Source organism: Cohaesibacter sp. ES.047 (assembly GCF_900215505.1).
Classification (GTDB): domain Bacteria; phylum Pseudomonadota; class Alphaproteobacteria; order Rhizobiales; family Cohaesibacteraceae; genus Cohaesibacter.
The window spans coordinates 4,125,848-4,144,293 of sequence record NZ_LT907844.1 but is presented as its reverse complement, the minus strand read 5'-3'; the positions used below and the strand labels follow the sequence as shown (position 1 = coordinate 4,144,293).

18 protein-coding genes are annotated in these 18,446 nt (G+C 56.0%); 12 read left to right on the top strand and 6 right to left on the bottom strand.

Features of this window, described 5'->3' with window-relative positions; translation table 11 throughout:
* Positions 1–12 precede the first annotated feature (12 nt).
* On the top strand, positions 13–1,797 hold the full coding sequence (locus CPH65_RS18995) for a hypothetical protein (RefSeq protein WP_157747808.1): 1,785 nt from the start codon (positions 13–15) through the stop codon (positions 1,795–1,797).
* Positions 1,798–1,799: 2 nt separating this feature from the next.
* Here CPH65_RS18995 and CPH65_RS18990 read toward each other — a convergent pair whose 3' ends face one another.
* Both CPH65_RS18990 and CPH65_RS18985 read right to left on the bottom strand, forming a co-directional pair.
* The gene (locus tag CPH65_RS18990) at positions 1,800–2,171 is read right to left on the bottom strand and encodes a helix-turn-helix transcriptional regulator (protein ID WP_096175311.1); all 372 of its coding nucleotides are present in this window, start codon (positions 2,169–2,171) and stop codon (positions 1,800–1,802) included.
* Positions 2,172–2,180: 9 nt separating this feature from the next.
* Positions 2,181–2,468, bottom strand: a complete 288-nt coding sequence (locus CPH65_RS18985; RefSeq protein WP_244574453.1) for a type II toxin-antitoxin system RelE/ParE family toxin — start codon at positions 2,466–2,468, stop codon at positions 2,181–2,183.
* A 590-nt stretch (positions 2,469–3,058) separates the two neighbouring features.
* Here CPH65_RS18985 and CPH65_RS18980 point away from each other — a divergent pair.
* The 6 genes from CPH65_RS18980 to CPH65_RS18950 all read left to right on the top strand — a co-directional run bounded on the left by CPH65_RS18980 (position 3,059) and on the right by CPH65_RS18950 (position 9,004).
* Positions 3,059–3,688, top strand: a complete 630-nt coding sequence (locus CPH65_RS18980) for a hypothetical protein (protein WP_096175309.1) — start codon at positions 3,059–3,061, stop codon at positions 3,686–3,688.
* 314 nt (positions 3,689–4,002) lie between these two features.
* Positions 4,003–5,580, top strand: coding sequence for a hypothetical protein (locus tag CPH65_RS18970; protein ID WP_096175307.1), 1,578 nt, complete (start codon positions 4,003–4,005; stop codon positions 5,578–5,580).
* Positions 5,577–6,059 (top strand): hypothetical protein, encoded by a 483-nt coding sequence (locus tag CPH65_RS18965; protein ID WP_096175306.1) that lies wholly within the window; start codon positions 5,577–5,579, stop codon positions 6,057–6,059. The genes CPH65_RS18970 and CPH65_RS18965 overlap by 4 nt, the downstream gene beginning before the upstream one ends.
* A gap of 109 nt (positions 6,060–6,168) precedes the next feature.
* On the top strand, positions 6,169–7,773 hold the full coding sequence (locus CPH65_RS18960; protein ID WP_096175305.1) for a portal protein: 1,605 nt from the start codon (positions 6,169–6,171) through the stop codon (positions 7,771–7,773).
* A complete protein-coding gene (locus tag CPH65_RS18955; protein ID WP_096175304.1) occupies positions 7,773–8,168 on the top strand; it encodes a hypothetical protein in 396 nt (131 codons plus the stop codon). The genes CPH65_RS18960 and CPH65_RS18955 overlap by 1 nt, the downstream gene beginning before the upstream one ends.
* A complete protein-coding gene (locus tag CPH65_RS18950) occupies positions 8,165–9,004 on the top strand; it encodes a hypothetical protein (RefSeq protein WP_096175303.1) in 840 nt (279 codons plus the stop codon). Before CPH65_RS18955 ends, CPH65_RS18950 begins: the two co-directional genes overlap by 4 nt.
* A 160-nt stretch (positions 9,005–9,164) precedes the next feature.
* Here CPH65_RS18950 and CPH65_RS18945 read toward each other — a convergent pair.
* From CPH65_RS18945 to CPH65_RS18930, 4 genes are all read right to left on the bottom strand, one after another.
* A protein-coding gene (locus CPH65_RS18945) for an IS630 family transposase (protein WP_096171592.1) occupies positions 9,165–10,231 on the bottom strand; the annotation gives its coding sequence in 2 pieces (ribosomal slippage) (positions 9,165–9,727 and positions 9,727–10,231; 1,068 coding nt in all).
* 60 nt (positions 10,232–10,291) lie between these two features.
* A protein-coding gene (locus CPH65_RS18940) for an IS630 family transposase (protein WP_096175302.1) occupies positions 10,292–11,379 on the bottom strand; the annotation gives its coding sequence in 2 pieces (ribosomal slippage) (positions 10,292–10,875 and positions 10,875–11,379; 1,089 coding nt in all).
* Positions 11,380–11,439: 60 nt separating this feature from the next.
* Entirely contained in the window at positions 11,440–12,543 is a 1,104-nt protein-coding gene (locus CPH65_RS18935) for a S8 family serine peptidase (protein WP_096175301.1), read from the bottom strand.
* Between the two features lie 12 nt (positions 12,544–12,555).
* A complete protein-coding gene (locus CPH65_RS18930) occupies positions 12,556–13,554 on the bottom strand; it encodes an AAA family ATPase (RefSeq protein ID WP_096175300.1) in 999 nt (332 codons plus the stop codon).
* A gap of 339 nt (positions 13,555–13,893) precedes the next feature.
* Here CPH65_RS18930 and CPH65_RS18925 point away from each other — a divergent pair, with 339 nt between their 5' ends.
* The 5 genes from CPH65_RS18925 (at position 13,894) to CPH65_RS18905 (ending at position 18,444) form a co-directional block, all read left to right on the top strand.
* The gene (locus tag CPH65_RS18925) at positions 13,894–14,799 is read left to right on the top strand and encodes a phage capsid protein (RefSeq protein ID WP_096175299.1); all 906 of its coding nucleotides are present in this window, start codon (positions 13,894–13,896) and stop codon (positions 14,797–14,799) included.
* Between the two features lie 34 nt (positions 14,800–14,833).
* Positions 14,834–15,112, top strand: coding sequence for a hypothetical protein (locus CPH65_RS18920; RefSeq protein ID WP_096175298.1), 279 nt, complete (start codon positions 14,834–14,836; stop codon positions 15,110–15,112).
* A 91-nt stretch (positions 15,113–15,203) separates the two neighbouring features.
* Positions 15,204–15,821: a hypothetical protein gene (locus tag CPH65_RS18915; protein ID WP_096175297.1), complete on the top strand. Its 618-nt coding sequence runs from the start codon at positions 15,204–15,206 to the stop codon at positions 15,819–15,821.
* Between the two features lie 11 nt (positions 15,822–15,832).
* Positions 15,833–17,860: a hypothetical protein gene (locus tag CPH65_RS18910; RefSeq protein WP_096175296.1), complete on the top strand. Its 2,028-nt coding sequence runs from the start codon at positions 15,833–15,835 to the stop codon at positions 17,858–17,860.
* Between the two features lie 11 nt (positions 17,861–17,871).
* A complete protein-coding gene (locus tag CPH65_RS18905; RefSeq protein ID WP_096175295.1) occupies positions 17,872–18,444 on the top strand; it encodes a hypothetical protein in 573 nt (190 codons plus the stop codon).
* Positions 18,445–18,446 lie beyond the last annotated feature (2 nt).

Genomic DNA, 18,446 nt, shown 5'->3' with positions numbered 1-18,446 from the left:
CGGGATGCGGTGATGCCGGCGCTTCGAGAGGCGACACGGGAGCAGGAACGGCGCAAGGAGGCCATTCCCATTCCCATGGCGCCGGACTATACGCGCGGCGACGCCTATGCAGGTGAATGGGTGCCAGATGAAAATGGTCTGCCGCCGGATTGCCCGGTGCAGCCGCTCGGCATGGACGGAGACACGATCTTTCTGATCGATGCCATGGGGCAGTTGGCCGCCGTGTCGCCATCGAGCTTCGGGCAGGCCTTCATCCAGCGCCTGTTTGGTCGTCACATCGGCTATGCCTATTGGGCGTGGCCTGCCTATAGCAAAGACAACGGAATTCAGGGCTTCAAGGCCGAAAAGGTGCGGGAAACCTTTTACACTGCCGCAGACAACAAGGGGCTCTGGAATGCGGTCGAAAAGGTGCGCGGCCTTGGTGCCTGGCGCGGCGATGATGGCGAGCTGATCATCCATTGTGGTGATTGCCTATGGATCGATGGCCGGCGCTATGACACGGGCGAGAAAGGGCAGAATTTCTACCCGAGGCGGCCAAGGATCCACGGGCCATGGGAAGAAGCCGTTGGCCACGAGGACAATCCGGCACGGGATCTGTTTCGCCTGCTCAAGACATGGAACTGGCGGCGGCCGGACGTTGATCCGCTGTTGTTTCTGGGCTGGCTCGGGACCGGGATGCTGGGTGGTGCCTTGCCATGGCGGCCGCACATGTTCCTGATCGGCGACAAGGCCGTCGGCAAGTCATCGCTGCAGGACATCGTTAGCCAGGTGCTCGGCAATGGACTTGTATCCACGCCAGACACCACGGCTGCCGGCATCTATCAGCGGGTTGGCAATGGATCATTGCCCATCGCCATCGATGAGCTTGAAGCGGCGGCCGACAACAGGCGGGTGAATGCCGTGGTCAAGCTGGCGCGGCTTGCGTCCAGTGGTGGGTTGATGTTGCGCGGGGGGCAGGATCACTCCGGTGTTGAGTTTCAGGCGCGATCCTCCTTTCTGTTCTCGGCCATCAATCCGCCACCGCTTGAGCCTCAGGATCTGTCACGCATGGCTGTGATCTCCATTGATCGGCTGGATCCGTCCAAGGTGACGGACTTGCCCAAGCTGGACAAGCACACCGGGGCGAAGATCATGCGCCGGCTCGTGGATCAATGGGATCTGTTTGAAGGCACGTGGCAGGCCTATCGCGAGGCGCTACGCGAGGGGGATCACGACAGCCGGGGGCAAGACACCTACGGCACCTTCCTTGCGCTTGCACACCTCATTCTGGGCGATGAAGGCATGGATGAGGCTGGATACAGGGTGGATGATCTGTCCGGTTGGAGTGAGACGCTGGCTGCGCAAGGACTATCGGAGAAAGAAACGGCTGAAGAGAACTGGAAGGCCTGTCTCGAGCATCTGCTGACCAGTCGTGTTGATGCCTGGCGCGGCGGAATGCAGCACACCATCGGGGCGTTGCTGGAAGGCTATCGCGACAACGGCAACAGCTATCTCGACATTGGCAAGACGCGGGAAATGCTGGCGCAAGTGGATCTGGGGCTGCTGCCAAGAGGGCAGAACAAGATCGATGCTGCAAGCGATTTTCTGGCGATCCCGAACAAGGGCCCGAACCTGACGAACCTGTTCGAGGGTATGCCCTGGGGCAATGGCGTCTGGACCTATGCCCTCAGGCAAGGGCCGCCAGAGATCGCGGAATACCGGAAGGAATTCAACAAGGTGAAGATCGGCGGCGTGTCCAGACGCGTGACACTGATCAACCTGACGGCCTTCGAGGCCTATGCAGAGGAGGTGGGGTGATGTCAGACCAGGTCGTCCACATCCACTCCGAGGATATCAGAAAGGGCTTTGACCGTGTCGATAGAGCCTTGGCGCTTGCCGCTTTCGATCAGGGAGATCATCTCCTGCTTGATGCCGACAGAGTCAGCCAGTTGCTTCTGGGTGATGCCGCGATATTTGCGATAGACCTTGACGGGGTTCTCGCCGTCCAGCAGAGCATCGACCACATGGGACGGGAAATACTCGCCTTCTTCGGCCTTGGCCTTGTCATAAAGCTCTTCATCGGAGAGGGTGATGTCAGCGGCGCTCGGATCCAGAGCAACATAGTCTTCCCAGCTCAACTCCACCTTGGAAGGGCGACCTGCTTCGTCATAAATGATGTTTGGAACTGCCATGTTTCACTCCTAGCGCTTGTACACGTCGCCTCTGGGGCCGATCTTCTCGATGGAAATGATCTTGATGCCATCATCCCGATCAAACAGGACGCGATAGTCCCCAACCCTCAATCGAAATCCATCTCTTCCGGACAGTGGCTTGACGTTCAGCGCTGGGCTATCCGGATCTTCAGCCAGCGAATTGATGGCGTTGCGAATGGTCTTGGCCCGCTTTGGCTGTATGCGTCTCAACGCTTTCACTGCCTGCGACTTGTAGGCGACTTGGTACATGTCTGCTTCGTGTCCTTGATACGTCACGAATATAACTATGAGTTATTTTTGTGTCAATACCTTGGAGCGTTGAAACGACGTCGTGGCATAGGTCGCTGTAACAGTCTCCCTGACCCACCGGCAAGATACAGACCTCCTTTTTTTGACCTCAATACCCCGACCCTTTCTTTCAAAAGTGGACCGCGCCACGTCATGGCTTTTGCAAGAGGGCAAAAGCCCTGCCGGGCTGGCGGACAGTTGACCAGGGGTGAGCGGCGCTATGGTCGAATGGCTGCGGAAGTGTTTCCCGTTCAGATGAGCCCGGGGACACTTTGGGGGACACCGGGGACACTTGGAAATCCTTGGTGTCCCCGACATTTCAACATGAAATCAGAGGGTTAGGCGACGGTTCCACTAGGGACACCAAAACAGTCCTCACGTAACACACGCGCGCGCACGTATAGAGATATTGGTGTCCCTAGTGTCCCTAGTGGAACTATAGAGTTAAGTATCTGGGTTCATTGATAAATTGCGGGGACACTTGCGGGGACACCAAGGCATTCAGGTGTCCCCGGACACTCACAAGATCCGCTCTGCGGTCTGCTCGTTTGAATAAAATATCGAGATAAATCAGAGACATGACTGACGATATCGAACAACTGGACCTGCTTCAAACCGGCAAAATAGACGGGTGTGAGAGCACGCCGACGGCGGTTTTCCCGGCTGCGCGGGTGGAAAGTCGTGGTCCGGGCAGGCCAAAGGGCGCGATCAACAAGAAAACCGAGGCGATTGGCAAGCTCTACCAGTCCAAAGGCTTTCGGGATCCGCTGTTGTTCCAGGGCGAGATCCTGTCCAGTCATCCGCTCGACCTGCATCATTGGTTCGTGGTCATGCAGGCAAAGACGCAAGGCATCGAGGCGGATAAGGCTCAGGAAGCCTATCGGGCAGGAACGTTGAACGGTGTGCCATCCATTGCAGAGATCGTCGCGATGCAGACCAAGGTGGCCGATCAGGTGACGCCCTACATGTACGGCAAGAAGCCATTGCAGACCGAGAACAACGATGAACGACTGCCAATGCTGTTCATCGACCTGGGCGATGGCAGTCAATCCGGTGTTGACCAGGCGAATGAGGACAGTCTTTCGATCGGTCAGGCGCTCGAAGATCAAAGTCAACAAAATCAATCGCTTAGCGATAATGAAAGCAGCATGTCTCACGGCTCCATGTCTCATGAAGTAGCCAAGTCATTGAAAGACAAGGGGGAATAGCAAATGTGCCTACTGATAGATTATCAGAAGGAAGCCGGTGCCATTGATGGGGGACCGGCACATTTTGAAGACCCCTCCGAGAAAAATTTCCCCTCGTCCTTGGGTATGCTTGCTCGATCATCAGGGGCACGGGAAGGCCGGTCAGCGGGCGAGCCTTCCCCCGAAGCACCCCCCACCCCCCCATATAGGGGTATGGCGGGCCACACCGTTTCCGATTTTGGATCGGGAGATTTTGAAAATGTCGCGTTTTTCGGGGCCATAGGTCGGGGGTTGGGGATTGGCCCAAACCAAAGTGCCATGGAGGGGGTGAGGGGATGAGCTATCAATTCCCAGGCAAAAGCGAAGCCAATCTTGTCGCTCCGGACAATGTCGATATTCGCAAGCTTGTTCAGCAGTACGAGAAAGACGAAGATTTCGATCCCTACCACTTCAAGCCGGCCGGACCTGTGTCCAGTGCCTTCATCCGTGATGACATCATGTCCAAGTTCATCATGGGCCCCGTTGGGGGCGGCAAGACGGTCTCTTGCGTCTTTGCCCGTGTGCTGGCGGCCGCAAGGATGCCGCCGTGTAAGGATGGCTGGATCCGTGACCGGTTTGTTGTGGTCCGGACCAGCTTTCGCGATGCTGAGCGCACCGTGCTGAACAGCTGGAAGCAATGGTTCTCGAAGGACTATCCCGGGTCGAGCTGGACGGGCGGCAACGACAGGCCGGCAACGCATACGCTGAGATGGCGTTTGCCAAGCGGGCTCAAGGTCGAAGCGGAAACCATGTTCCTTGGCATCGGGGATGCCTCGATTGAGGACATCCTTCGCGGGCTCGAGATCTCGGGCGGCTGGATGAATGAGGCTGATACGCTCGCCAGCAACGTGTTGCGCTATATGGAGCAGCGCACGGGGCGCTATCCCAAGAAGGAAGATCTGGCAGACCCGAGTGCCCAGCGCGTTCGGACCATCCTCGGTGACTATAACGCCCCGGACATGGACAACTGGACCTATGAGGATCTGGTTGAAAATATCGCGCCACACAGACGGCTGTACCGGCAACCATCGGGCCTTTCGCCCAATGCCGAGAACCTGAGCCGGCTTGAGCCGGACTATTACTCGAAAATCGCGGAAGCCGAACCCGATTGGTATGTGCGCCGCATGGTGCACAACGAATATGGCTATAGCCGTGAGGGCCTGCCGGTCTATCGCAGCTTTGACCAGACCCGTCATGTCGCCGCCAAGAAACTGGATCCAGTCGAAGGCCTGCCGCTGTTGATCGGGATGGATGCGGCGCTCAATCCGGCGGCGATCCTCGGGCAACCGATGCCAAATGGTCAAATCCGGATTCTTGACGAACTGGTTCCGGGGCAGGGCTATGGTGCCGCGCGCTTCTCGGAAATGCTGCTTGATCTTCTCGAGCGCCGCTATCCCATGTGCAGCGACATTCGGCCCTGGGCTGATCCAGCCTGCCAATATGGGGCCGATCGGGAAGGGGGCGAACAGTCATGGCTCGAAACCATGCAAGTGGCCCTGGGCATGCCGATCCTCATTCCCGCCAATGGCTCCAACGAACTGGGCCTGAGGCTTGGCGCCGTGGAAGGCGAGTTGACCAAGTTCATCGACGGGCAATCCCCGCGGCTTTTGGTATCGCCCCATTGCCGGATCCTGATCCGCGGCTTCATGTCGGGTTATCGTTTCAAGAAGCTCTCGACCGGCTCCGAGAAGTTCGCGCTTCAACCGGACAAGAACGAATATTCCCACCCGCATGACGGGCTTCAATATCTGGTGCTTGGCTATCGTGGCCGGCCATCCGTGACGGGCATGGGATCGCGAAACCACGGCCAAAGCAGAGCCTCCCAGTCCACTGGCAAAGGGGGGCGGACGTTTGATCCGCACAAATATGCATGAAGATCGTCAGTCCCGCGTCCAATTATGACATTGCCTGCTGTGTTGGCCGCTGCCAATCCATCGTCTGGCAGTGTCTGAAGGCCCAGAGAGCCATGTCCGATACATGGGCCTTGCGGGGCGATGATGGCGAGGCCGTGATCGTGGCGGGCCTTTGGCTGCGCGGGGATGGCATCGCCGAGGCATGGTTTCTGGCCCGTCCTGCCGCCAGCCACCACCTCAAGCTCATTGTCCGCGCCATACGGTTGACCTTGCAGCGCGCGCCCTATGCTGAAATCGAAGTCAGGATTGCCACAAAAGCCGGAGCTCGCATTGCCCGCCTCTGTGGTTTTTCCCTGCATGACACCTTTCAAGGCGTGGAGATTTGGCGGTATGTCAGGACTATTCGGGGGCGGCGACAACGGCGCAGTGGCACTGCAAAAGAAGATCGCAAAGGAAAACCAGAACAAGCAAATCGCGGCGCTGGCCAAGGCCTCCTCTGAAGTCGACCAGACCAAGGCAAAGGCCAAGGGGGGTGGGCGGTCTGCCATGGGCAACCGGCTGTTGACCTTTATCGGCACGTCCGGCGGCCAAAGCACGCTGGGCTGAACCATGGCCAAATCCAGAAAAAAGCCAGCCATAGAGCCACCCAAACCTGACAAGGCGTCGGGCGACGGGGCGACCATCACCAAGCTGAAGCGCCAGTATGAGCGGGCAAACAAGGAATATATCCAATTCAAGCCCCTGCTGGATGAAGCCTTTGATTATGCCATCCCCTACCGGAAAGGATCGTCTGACGGCAAGGGACAGAAGCGCGTCAACAAGGCCTTTGACCAGACCGCCATTGTCGGATCCTTTCGATTTGCCGGTCGTCTCTGGCAGGATTTTGTTTCAGAGGAAATGTTCCGCCTTGCGCCCGGTGACATCCTGTCCGAGGAGGTCAAGACCGAGCTGCGGCCTCATCTGGAAACGACAACGTCCGTTATCACCGGCATGGCCAGCAATGGCGAATTCGATCTTGCGTTTCATGAAATGGCGCTGGATTTGGCCGCCTCGACCGGCGCGATGTATATCCCTGAAGGCGAGGACACAGACAGGCCGGCGCGGTTTATCACCGTGCCAATTGATGAATTGCGGCTGTTGTCCGGCCCATACGGCGACGTCGCGGGGATCTTCTGGGATCGCAAATGGAACAGTTGGGAAATCCGCGACGAATTCTGGGAAGAGCACGAGAAATTCGGCCCCAATCTCAAGGCCAAGCTGGAAGACAACAAGGACCATGAACTGCTGCTCCGCGTTGCCACCACCTTTGACAAGAAGGCAAAGAAGTGGGTCACGGTCACATGGGTGGATTGCGATGATGTGATCATCCGCCGGCAAGAGACCTTGACCAATCCTTGGCTAACCCCTCGCTATTTCCGCGTTCCGGGCGAAACATTCGGGCGAGGCCCGATCATGCTGGCCATGCCGTCCATTAAGACGCTGAACACGGCGCAAAGTCTCACCCTGCAAGCGGCGGCCATTGCCCTGATGGGCATTTGGACCGCCGTTGATGATGGCGTCTTCAACCCAGATCAAAGCGCCATCGAATCCGGTGCGATCTGGCGCGTGGCCCGCAACGGCGGGGTGCTTGGACCGACCATCAACCGAATGCAGGATCCCAATCTGGATACCAACAACATCATCCTCAATGACCTTCGCATGGCCGTGCAGGCCGCTCTCATGGATCAGAGCCTGCCACCAGACGGGGCCTCGGTGCGTTCTGCGACCGAGATCCTGCAAAGGGTCAAAAGGCTCGCATCGGACCATACGGGCGCGTTTGGCCGTCTGGTCTATGAAATCATCGTGCCCCTGGCGCGCCGCCTGATCGAGATCGCCTACAACAAGGGGCTGATCCCCAATGCCATTCCAATCGATCAGGTTTTGGTGAAGGTCAAAATCTCCTCGCCATTGGCTACGGCCCGCGCGGCGGAGCGGCTGGAGAAGATCGTGCAATGGATCGACATGGTTCTGGCCATCCTGCAGGACGGTGCACCGTCGGTCGCGCGGCTTCAGGATGCGCTTGAGCATATTGGCCATGAGCTGGGCGTGCCCTCGCAATTCATCATCACCGCCAAGGAACGGGCCGAAATGGCCGAGCAGGAAGCCGAGGCCAATATGGCCGCAATGGCCGCGCAAGCCATGGCAGCCGGAGAACCAACCACCGAGGGGACATGATGTCGCAAACCGGGATGCAGCTACAGGACATGATCGGCAATTTGCAAGGCGACCACAGCTGGGAAGCGCTGGACAACCTCATGGGCACCTTTGGCCATCCGGAGCGCAAGAAGCTGGCCAAGGAAGATCAGGCGCGGCGAGAGGCTATAGCTAATAGCTATCGCCACGACCTGCTTGCTATCTTCGCGACACCCGAGGGGCGGCGTGTCCTTGATCACATGATCGCAGGCACGCTGGGGCGGCCACCCGTCAATTTCGCACAGGCAGGCCTGTCAGCCGATCAGGTCGGCGTTATGGCCGCCTACAGGGACGGTCAGAACACCGTCGTCCACGCACTACTCACTGACCTGGCAGCCGTCGGGTTCGATCCATCAGACAAAGGAGACGCAGCATGACGCATCTGATGACCACCTATTCGCCCACAATCCTTTATTCCGCCGAAGATGGCACTGGCAACGGAAACGCAGGCAACGGGGGCGAAGAGGCCGCCAATGGGGCAGGAGAAGGCGCTGAGGGCGTTTCCGGACAGGAAGAGCATGGCGGGGACTCGACAGGCCTCTATCGCCCTGAGGGGCTTGATGAGGCCTTTCACGGCGAAACCGATCAGGAAACCATCGACAAGCTCATGGCTGGCATCAGTGACGCCAAGCCGGTTCTGCCCGAGGACATCACCGGGTATGACTATAGCCCGAGCGATGAACTGAAAGACTATTTCGAGGAAAAGGACGATCCGATCCTCAATGCGGCCAAGTCGGCGGCGCTCAAACACGGCATTGCGCCGGATGTGTTCCAGAATTTCATCAATGACACCTTTGGTGATCCGGTGGCCCAAGGGCTGATTGCACCGGCCTATGACCCCAAGAAGGAGATGGACACTCTGGCCAACATGTTGGGCGGTGATGCCAAGGTGGCGGAAAAGGCCATCAACGACGCCGAGGCCGTGGCGGGAAACATCGCACAAACCCTCAAACTGCCCGAAGGGGCAGGGGCCTTTTTCCAAGGGATGGCCGAAACGGCACCGGGCGTGATGATCATCCGTGCGGTGCAGGGGCTGGCAAAAGAGCGCGGCATTCCGCTTGGCGGCAACGATGCCGGGGCCTCGTCGCACTTCTCCAAAGAGCAGCTTGAAAATCTGGGCGCGGATCCGCGCATCAACCCCAGTTCGGGCAAATATGATGCCGAGCTGCGCAAGAAATACGACGCCAGTTTTCAGGCGCTGTATGGGGAGTAGGGGGGGAAGGCGGAAACCACTGGGCTGGAGATACGTTCAATATTTTTGCTATGTAGCAATAACAGAACACACTCTTGGACAATTCGTTGCGCATGATTATATTTAGCACATTAACTCGCACGAGGCTCCTAATACCAACGGCATTTAATACCAACGGCATTTAATTCTGACCTTCTTGAGCCCATTTTCTCATACCTATTGAATGGATGATGGTTGGGTTGGCGGAGAGGCTCTTCCATGCTTGGCAACCAGCATCAAGAATGGCGGCATAGTCTTCGAAGACCCGATTGGACAGGAAGGTACCGCGCAGATACTGCCAAATATTCTCAACTGGGTTCAGTTCCGGTGATTTGGAAGGCAACAGGAGGATGGTGATATTCTTGGGCACGTTGAGTCTGCTTGTCGTATGCCATCCGGCACGATCCATCAGCACCACGGCATGAGCGCCGCGCGCCACTGTCCTTGAGACTTCTTCGAGGTGCATTTGCATGGCCTGTGTATTTGCAAAAGGCATCATCAATCCCGCGCCAACGCCACGCGCTGGACATATTGCACCGAACAGATAGGCATTTTTATATCGCTGATCGGCTGGCAGACGTGGTCTGGTTCCCTTTTTTGCCCATAGTCGGGCCAGTCCATTCTTCTGACCAAGCCTAGCCTCATCTTGCCACCAAATCTCGATGGGCTTGTTCTTTGGCAAATGGCCTACATGCGCTGCCAACGTTGCGGAGAAGTTTTTTTGAAAGCATCAATGACTTCAGGCTTTTGTTCTGGATGTTGAGGTCGACCAGATATGCGCACATACCCCATGCGGCGCAAAAGATCCCGTACTCCACGTTCCTTGTAGGAGACCCCAAACCGCTCTTGGATCACACGCACCAGATCCTGGCTACGCCAGACAGAGACGCCGTCCTTCTCAGGATCAGGACCGGTTTCAACGATAGCAACAAACTCTTCGAGCTGTTCTGGGCTCAAGCGCATGGGAGCGCCGGTTGCTTTGATGTCGACAAGACCATCGGTGCCTTGCTCATTGAAGCGAAGAACCCAATCTCGCAAAGTCTGGCGGTCCATACCGCCGACTTTGGCGGCATCAGCACGGTTCATGCCGTCATAGACAGCCGCAATGGCCAGTAGGCGGCGGCTCTGTTTGGCATTGCGGCATCCTTTGGCAAGACGGCGCAAACTATCGGCGTCAAAAGCATCGCTAAGAATCAAAGCGGCAGACATGGCAAAATCTCCTTTGCCATGTTGAATCACGCCAGTGCTAAAAATGGAATCCCTAAAGAGTCAGAACTTCACGCCCTTGGTATAATTCTGACCTTCTTGAGCCCATTTTCTCATACCTATTGAATGGATGATGGTTGGGTTGGCGGAGAGGCTCTTCCATGCTTGGCAACCAGCATCAAGAATGGCGGCATAGTCTTCGAAGACCCGATTGGACAGGAAGGTACCGCGCAGATACTGCCAAATATTCTCAACTGGGTTCAGTTCCGGTGATTTGGAAGGCAACAGGAGGATGGTGATATTCTTGGGCACGTTGAGTCTGCTTGTCGTATGCCATCCGGCACGATCCATCAGCACCACGGCATGAGCGCCGCGCGCCACTGTCCTTGAGACTTCTTCGAGGTGCATTTGCATGGCCTGTGTATTTGCAAAAGGCATCATCAATCCCGCGCCAACGCCACGCGCTGGACATATTGCACCGAACAGATAGGCATTTTTATATCGCTGATCGGCTGGCAGACGTGGTCTGGTTCCCTTTTTTGCCCATAGTCGGGCCAGTCCATTCTTCTGACCAAGCCTAGCCTCATCTTGCCACCAAATCTCGATGGGCTTGTTCTTTGGCAAATGGCCTACATGCGCTGCCAACGTTGCGGAGAAGTTTTTTTGAAAGCATCAATGACTTCAGGCTTTTGTTCTGGATGTTGAGGTCGACCAGATATGCGCACATACCCCATGCGGCGCAAAAGATCCCGTACTCCACGTTCCTTGTAGGAGACCCCAAACCGCTCTTGGATCACACGCACCAGATCCTGGCTACGCCAGACAGAGACGCCGTCCTTCTCAGGATCAGGACCGGTTTCAACGATAGCAACAAACTCTTCGAGCTGTTCTGGGCTCAAGCGCATGGGAGCGCCGGTTGCTTTGATGTCGACAAGACCATCGGTGCCTTGCTCATTGAAGCGAAGAACCCAATCTCGCAAAGTCTGGCGGTCCATACCGCCGACTTTGGCGGCATCAGCACGGTTCATGCCGTCATAGACAGCCGCAATGGCCAGTAGGCGGCGGCTCTGTTTGGCATTGCGGCATCCTTTGGCAAGACGGCGCAAACTATCGGCGTCAAAAGCATCGCTAAGAATCAAAGCGGCAGACATGGCAAAATCTCCTTTGCCATGTTGAATCACGCCAGTGCTAAAAATGGAATCCCTAAAGAGTCAGAACTTCACGCCCTTGGTATAAGAGCCTGGATCATTGTCTGGAAAGCCATTCGGAGGTAAAATTTTTACAGATTCCACCCTATGTAGAAGTGAAATCGTACTCAGATCTTCAAGACGCGGCGCCAAATCACCAAGCAATGAAATTCCAGCCATGCCGGTACCATGACCGGCATGATCATCAACTTCCCAATCTGGGTTTACCGTCAATAGGTCGTCAGCAGAAACCGCTGGTTCTAGAAGCATATGACCCCGGTTTACTCCCGTATCAAGAACACACACTGATGGAACATCATTTGCAGGCCACGTTACTCTCTCAGCAAGATTTTCTGTCCAATGGATTTGTTCTTCTCGGTCAGCCTCAATGAAAAATACTGGACTTGCGGTCGCTCTCCTAAGTTCAGAAATCCCAGCCGTTGCAAACAAAAGTAACTCGATAGTAACTCTAGGAGCACGGATAGGAATGACAGTGCTTTCTGGAAAGACTAACCAATAATGCTCCTCCGATACGATACAATTGATGCTTTGGGCGGCTTCGGTAACTTTATCTGTGAGTTCGGCATAACACCAAACTTCCCACCAAATTTCGTCTTGGGCATTCTCAGGTAAAGAGTTGGGTTCATCAGTCCAGAATGTCTCCAGACGAGCTTGCCTAATAGACTCAATAGGTTCAATTTTGTCTTTTTGGGGAGGCTCTGAACGAGCATTCAGATCGCCATTTATATATTCGTCCAAAATGCTCTCTAGGACCGGCCTAGCTTTATCAGGAACGAACAAGGCAACTCGCAGATCATTATCTTGGGTTGTCGAAATAGCACCTGGTCGGATCTGATTTGTTTTGCGTTCAAGCGTATTTATGGGATTTGTTCCACGGCGGAGGTCAACCTCGAGAAACACTCCCTCTGGCTCGTCCAATCGATCATCATTCGGTCGAATAGCATCTGCTTGAATAAATGCTTCACGCATTTCAGCTTTAATTCTCTCACCATGCTGAGCTCGGATGCGCGGTGCAGCACCTCCTCCTATATTCTGTCGGGATGCCTGGTATTGACGAGTGTGAGATCGCCTAGAAATATCGATATGTGGTTTGTCAAAATCAGCCATGGGACAGGCACCTTATCTTTCCACCTTCAAGAATACTTCGCGCATTTCTCTCCGGTCATTTAGGCGCTTTAGAACGTCTTCCGACTTAATTGAATCGCGTTCATCCAAAATAGCAGTCTTGACTGCGTCTTCAGAAGCTCGTGCAATTTCTGATTGGCTGAGACCCTCGGCTGCTTGTATGATTTTCTTCCACGCGAGCCTTGGCCGTTTTAATGGTTTAAGATATTTTTCGATAAGAGCTCTAATCTGTTCTTCTGAGGGAGGTGTAAATTCAATTACAGCATCGAACCGCCTAAGCAAAGCACGATCAAGAAGTTCAGGGTGATTAGTTGCACCTAACAATATACTGTCTGTCGCGTTTGGTTGTTCCATGAGCTGAAGAAATGAATTTAACACTCGACGCATTTCCGCCACGTCATTAGTTGCACTGCGACGGCTTCCAATTGCGTCAAATTCATCGAACAAGTAGACCCCTCGATGCTTGAGCGTTTCATCAAAAACCAGACGCAGCTTTGAAGCGGTTTCTCCCATAAATCTTGTAATCAGGGATTCCAATCGGATCACAAACAAGGGGAGATGTAACTCTCCTGCAAGCGCTTCCGCGGTCATGGTTTTGCCAGAGCCTGGAGGACCTAAAAACAGTACACTACGATTTGGTGTTTTTCCATGTTCTCGCAGCCAATCACGTTTGGCTTGCTGACGAATTAAATCTTTTAATTTATCATTGATACACTCGTGCAACACGACATCCTGCATGCGCAGCTTAGGCTCTCTGAGATCAACAAGCGCTTCAAGATCTCCACGTGGTTGGGAAAACGGAATCGCAACACTAGCGTTTCGCGATTTTAAAGCTCTCGCCTCATCTACAGCAGAACGCAAATCGTCTGCCGTGGAGCGGCGGCCTTGTCTTGCTTCAGCAGCGGCGATCTGCAGAGCTATAGAATAAAATTGCTCATCATCTCCTGAGGCTCTGCTTCTGAGCATCGCTAATATATGCTTCGTGTTTGACATATTTGGTTTGCCTGTGCCCACATAAACGTGGCCTGAACTCTATTTGCTGAATCAATCTTAACCTATCAGTGATTTGGTTGAAATTGGTTTTTTCGAGCGTACGACTGGGAGATCATAACCGTTTGATATTTTACAGCTATCACACAGATCGATGAGCGACATTTTCCATGAATGAGTGAAAAGCTAAGGATACTAGCCCCCCAAAGCCCCCCCTCCATCGGTTGACCTCATTCCCGGCCCGTTAGCATCGGGTTCAAGCCAGAGCTCAATGCGCCGCCCTTTTCCGCAGCCGGTTTTCGAGCCTCTGGCGTGACACTCACGCTATAGAAGGCTGAAGACATGAGCATTGATGCACCGACCTGGTTTGTTGAACAATACAACAACGGGGTGATCCAGAAATTCCAGTCCGGCGGCTTCCTCATGCAGAGCACTGTTTCTGCTGCTGCCAGCATCGTTGGCACGAAGGCCCATTTCAACATTATGGGCAAGGGCAAGGCGCACAAGAAAAAGCGCGGACAGGCTGCCATCCCGATGAACGCCAAGAAGGGCCGCGAAGAAACCAACCTCGAAACCTGGGAGGCCTTTGACGAGGTTTACACCTTCGACCTGTCCCGCATGACCGCCAACGAAAAAGAATCCATCTCCGATGCCGGCTCCAAGGCGCTGGGGCGTGCTGTCGATGAAGAGCTGTTTGGCCTGTTCAATGCCAGGATGAGTTCAAGCCCCGGGACGGGCGTCGGCGCGGCCCCCAATCTCGATGCCAATGGCCTGCCGGGCATGATCGGCGGCAATGCGGTTGACTTCGAGCTGAAGCATCTGCTCCTGATGAGCAACGCCCTTCAGGCCGCCGATGTGCCATGGGATGGTAATATCTTCTGCCCGCTGCCTTCGGGCATCTGGAATCAGGCGATGGCCTACAAACAGTTCAACTCCGCCGACTGGACCGGGGATGATCTGTCGTTCCGCAAGACGACCGTTTCCAAGTTCTGGAATGGTGTCCACTTCTTCCTCGCTCCCAATGAATATTTCATTCAGAACGAGGAGGGCCACTATGACCTCCAGATGTATCACCGCAGCGGGGCCGGCTGGGCAAACAATACCAAACTGAAGTCCATCTGGGACTGGGACAACCGCCTTGGCTGCTGGACGGTCCGCATGGAATCCGAAGGTGCTGCTGCTGGTCTTCTGCCAGAGGGCATGGTGCGCGGGCGCTTCAAGATCCCCACCGACATCACTCTGAACTGATCCCGACATCCTCCAAATTTGAGAAAGAGAAACCATGGCTTTCAATCTTGATGGCTTCAAACGCCTAGCCTCTGTTGGTGCGATCGGAACCGGCTCGGGCTCCGTGAAGGCGCTTTGCACCTACCACACCAATGACGATGCCGCCGCCGTTGAAGCGGCTGGCTATTTCAACAGTCTGGCACCCGATGACGTGCGCACCGGCGACATTATCATGGCCGGCCTCGACATTGACGGGGCTCCGGCGCTCAAGACTTACATCGTCACCAACGTCACGGCATCGACGGTCGCCATCGCGGCACAAACCACCGCCTAAGCGATCGGCTTTATGCTGATCCTCCCAAGGTCAATGGCGGTCCGGTGTCAGATGCGCCGGGCCGCCTTTTGTTTGAACAAACAGGTGTCGCATGATCGATGAATTGGAAATTGTCCGGGCGGCCTGCAATCGCATTGGCCTTGAGGCTCCGGAAGACTTGTCTTCAGAGGTGCAAAGCGGAATCACGGCGCTGCGTGCCTACAACCTCGAAGCTCGGGCGGCGCTGGCTCTTTATCCCTGGTCTTTTGCGCAAAAGCTCTATCGTCTGTCCCGCTCGGCTGACGCGCCAATCGCTGGCTATCGCCATATCCACCAGTTGCCCGTCGAAGACATCGTGCTGGGCGCGGATCGCCTCATAGATGATCCGACCGTCGAGGATGACAATTTCACGACCTACAAGAAAGTTGGCACACGGATCTATTCGAACGTCGAGGATCTGTTCGCGATCATGCGGGTGGACGCCGGTCCGCACCTCTGGAATCCGATTTTCGCCAAGGCTGTTTCGACCGGACTTGCCGGGTTTCTGGCAGAAGCGATCGCCAGCGATGGCAAGACAGCCGACCGCCTCATCCGGGAAGCCTATGGAGATCCGCGAGAAGAACGCCGGGGCGGCTTGATGCGTGCCGCCATCAACGCGGACGGATATACGACACCGAACCGCAGGATGCGCAAGGGCAATAATCCGCTCTCTGCCGCATACATGAGCTGAGGATCCGCAAGATGGTAGCAAGACCGGGGCGGATCCAGACCACCTACACGGCAGGCGAGCTTGATCCGCATGAGACGGATCGAACCGAGCTCAAATATTACAACACCGGTGCGAAGCACTTCGAGAATGCCAAAGTCCATCCTCAAGGGGGCTTTAGTCTTCGGGACGGATTGCGCCACAAAACGGGCCTCTATCCCACCTCCGGGCGTCTTCTGCCGTTCAAGAACTCGCTAGGGACGGCCTACGAAATCGCGCTGCGTGATGGGCATGCAGATGTCATCGATGCGGACGGGATCACGGATACAGTCGCGGTGCCGCTGACCACAGACCAGTTGCCTCATGTGACCAACACGCACCGGCAGGACACGACTTTTCTGTTTCATCAGGAAGTGCCGTCCATCCGCATTGTGCAGGCCACTGATAGTTGGCAGGTCGATCAGCTGCCTTATGATGGCCTACCGAACTACGACTATGGCGCGTCCTACTCAAACGGTGTGCCTGCCGAATGGGAAATCAACTTCATCGGCTTTGATGCCGGCAAACGCTTCCGGCTGACGGTCTCCGGGCAACAGACAATCTCGATTACCTACAGCACGGACGCGGGTGCCCTGGCGGGATTGATCGAAGCCGCAATCCTTGAGCTTCCCAATGTCGCACCGGGGATCGTCGTTTCGGTCCTTGCTGGAACGAATATCAAGATCATTTTTTCCGGCACCGAGAACCAGGGCGACGGCTGGGCGGTGTCGGGAACCCCGATTGATGATGCGGATGGAGCCATTCCGGCTTTCAAGCTCAAGACGGGTATCCCGCCTGGTGAACCAATCATTTCCAACACGCGGGGCTGGCCGCGCTGTGGCCTGTTCATCCAACAGCGCTTGCTGACAGGCGGCTTCAAATCACGCGCCAGCAATTGGATGGCCTCCATCATTGGCCGCTACTTTTCCTTCAGCACGGATCTGGATGAAGCCAATGGGGCCTTTGTCGTGCCGCTCGACAGTGAGGGCGGGGAAACCATCAACCATCTGGTCGATGCCCACAATCTGCTGGTTCTGACCTCTGAGCGCGAATACTGGATCGCCGATCGCACCATCGACAAGACGGTGCCGACAAATCATGTCGAAGCCTCGACCAACGGCTGCAAGGAGGGGGTGCCGGTGGTCAAGAATGAGGGCGCATCGATCTATTGCCACAAGTCCGGCTCCGTTCTTTCCGAGATCCGCTACACCGACATTGACAGTTTTGTCAGCTCGCCGATCACATTGCTTTCCTCGCACCTGTTTGAAGACGTGTGCGACTTGGCGGTGCGACGGGCCAAGCGCTCGACCGACACCAACACATTGGGCGTCATCGATGAGCGTGGCCGGATGCGCATGGGGCACCTTTTGCGCGAACAGGATGTGACGGCTTTTGGCCGGGTTACCTCATATGATGCCCTGTTCCGGGCGGTTGCCGTCAATGCCCGCGATGAAATGTCCGTCATCTCTGAGCGTTCGGGATCGAGACGCCTTGAGCGGTTCGAGCGGGGGCTGTTGCTCGATGCCGCACATTCCTTCTCGTTCGACGCGCCTCAAATGGATATCACCGGTCTTGATCATCTGGAAGGCCTGAATGTCTGGGTGCTTGGGGACGGCAATGTCTATGGGCCCTATATCGTCACCGCTGCCCGGATCACCGTGGACGTTGAGGTGCAGTCCGGTGAGGTTGGCCTGTTTTTCCCGCCAAAGGTGGAGACCTTGCCGCCGCCGCGCGACATCGGCCCCAGAACGGTCTTGCGCCGCAAGGCCCGGATCCATTCGGTCTGGATTTCAGTCGTTGATACTACGTCTCTGGCGGTCGCGGTCAATGGCAAGGATCCGGTTGATGTGCCCTTGCGCACCTATGATCCGGATCTTGAAAAGCCCGAGCTCGAGGACGGCTACACAGGCCTGATCGAATTGCGGGGCCTGACCGGCTATTCCGACGAACCGACAGTCACCATCACACAACTGCGCCCCGGGCGGCTGACCGTTCGATCAATCACGGCTGAAGCAAAGCTATAGGAGAGTGACCAATGATGCTTGTGAGTGGAATTGGCGCAATGCTGGGCGGCACCGGCACAGCCGCCGCGGCAGCAGGCGCGGCAACCGCCGGAGCCGGAGCAGCAACCGCTGCGACCACTGCCGCGACGGCATCAACCGGACTTTTTGGCAGCGGCATTTCAGCCGGCACCATTCTTAAGGGTGTGGCCGGCTTTGCCAGTGCTGTTGCCGGCATGACCGGCGCGAATGCTCAGGCCGAACAGTTCGAGATGCAGGCCGATCAATCGGAAATGCAGGCAACAGACGAAGAGGCCAAGGGGCTGCAACGGACAACCGACATCAAGCGGCAATTGATGAAGTCACTTGGTGAGAATGCCGTCAAGTTTGCCGCCTCCGGCCAGCTGGTCGGTGAGGGTGTCTCGGAAGATATGGAGCTCGCCTTGGAAGATCGCGCGGCTCAGGACATCACTGTTGATCGGGCCGACACTGACGCCCGCAAAGCCATGCTCCGCGCCCGTGCTGCGGGATGGCGCCGGGTGGCAGGAAGAACAAAATCCGCTGGTGGGCTGAGCGCTCTGGCGGGATTTGCTGGTGCATTTGGCTAAGG

What these genes read in the sequence shown, in the direction of transcription:
- CPH65_RS18960 (WP_096175305.1), top strand. Translation starts at nt 6,169, where the DNA reads ATGGCCAAATCCAGAAAAAAGCCAGCCATAGAGCCACCCAAACCTGAC.
- CPH65_RS18950 (WP_096175303.1), top strand. Translation starts at nt 8,165, where the DNA reads ATGACGCATCTGATGACCACCTATTCGCCCACAATCCTTTATTCCGCC.
- CPH65_RS18990 (WP_096175311.1), bottom strand. Translation starts at nt 2,171, where the DNA reads ATGGCAGTTCCAAACATCATTTATGACGAAGCAGGTCGCCCTTCCAAG.
- CPH65_RS18995 (WP_157747808.1), top strand. Translation starts at nt 13, where the DNA reads ATGCCGGCGCTTCGAGAGGCGACACGGGAGCAGGAACGGCGCAAGGAG.
- CPH65_RS18925 (WP_096175299.1), top strand. Translation starts at nt 13,894, where the DNA reads ATGAGCATTGATGCACCGACCTGGTTTGTTGAACAATACAACAACGGG.
- CPH65_RS18970 (WP_096175307.1), top strand. Translation starts at nt 4,003, where the DNA reads ATGAGCTATCAATTCCCAGGCAAAAGCGAAGCCAATCTTGTCGCTCCG.
- CPH65_RS18980 (WP_096175309.1), top strand. Translation starts at nt 3,059, where the DNA reads ATGACTGACGATATCGAACAACTGGACCTGCTTCAAACCGGCAAAATA.
- CPH65_RS18915 (WP_096175297.1), top strand. Translation starts at nt 15,204, where the DNA reads ATGATCGATGAATTGGAAATTGTCCGGGCGGCCTGCAATCGCATTGGC.
- CPH65_RS18965 (WP_096175306.1), top strand. Translation starts at nt 5,577, where the DNA reads ATGAAGATCGTCAGTCCCGCGTCCAATTATGACATTGCCTGCTGTGTT.
- CPH65_RS18930 (WP_096175300.1), bottom strand. Translation starts at nt 13,554, where the DNA reads ATGTCAAACACGAAGCATATATTAGCGATGCTCAGAAGCAGAGCCTCA.
- CPH65_RS18905 (WP_096175295.1), top strand. Translation starts at nt 17,872, where the DNA reads ATGATGCTTGTGAGTGGAATTGGCGCAATGCTGGGCGGCACCGGCACA.
- CPH65_RS18920 (WP_096175298.1), top strand. Translation starts at nt 14,834, where the DNA reads ATGGCTTTCAATCTTGATGGCTTCAAACGCCTAGCCTCTGTTGGTGCG.
- CPH65_RS18955 (WP_096175304.1), top strand. Translation starts at nt 7,773, where the DNA reads ATGTCGCAAACCGGGATGCAGCTACAGGACATGATCGGCAATTTGCAA.
- CPH65_RS18910 (WP_096175296.1), top strand. Translation starts at nt 15,833, where the DNA reads ATGGTAGCAAGACCGGGGCGGATCCAGACCACCTACACGGCAGGCGAG.
- CPH65_RS18935 (WP_096175301.1), bottom strand. Translation starts at nt 12,543, where the DNA reads ATGGCTGATTTTGACAAACCACATATCGATATTTCTAGGCGATCTCAC.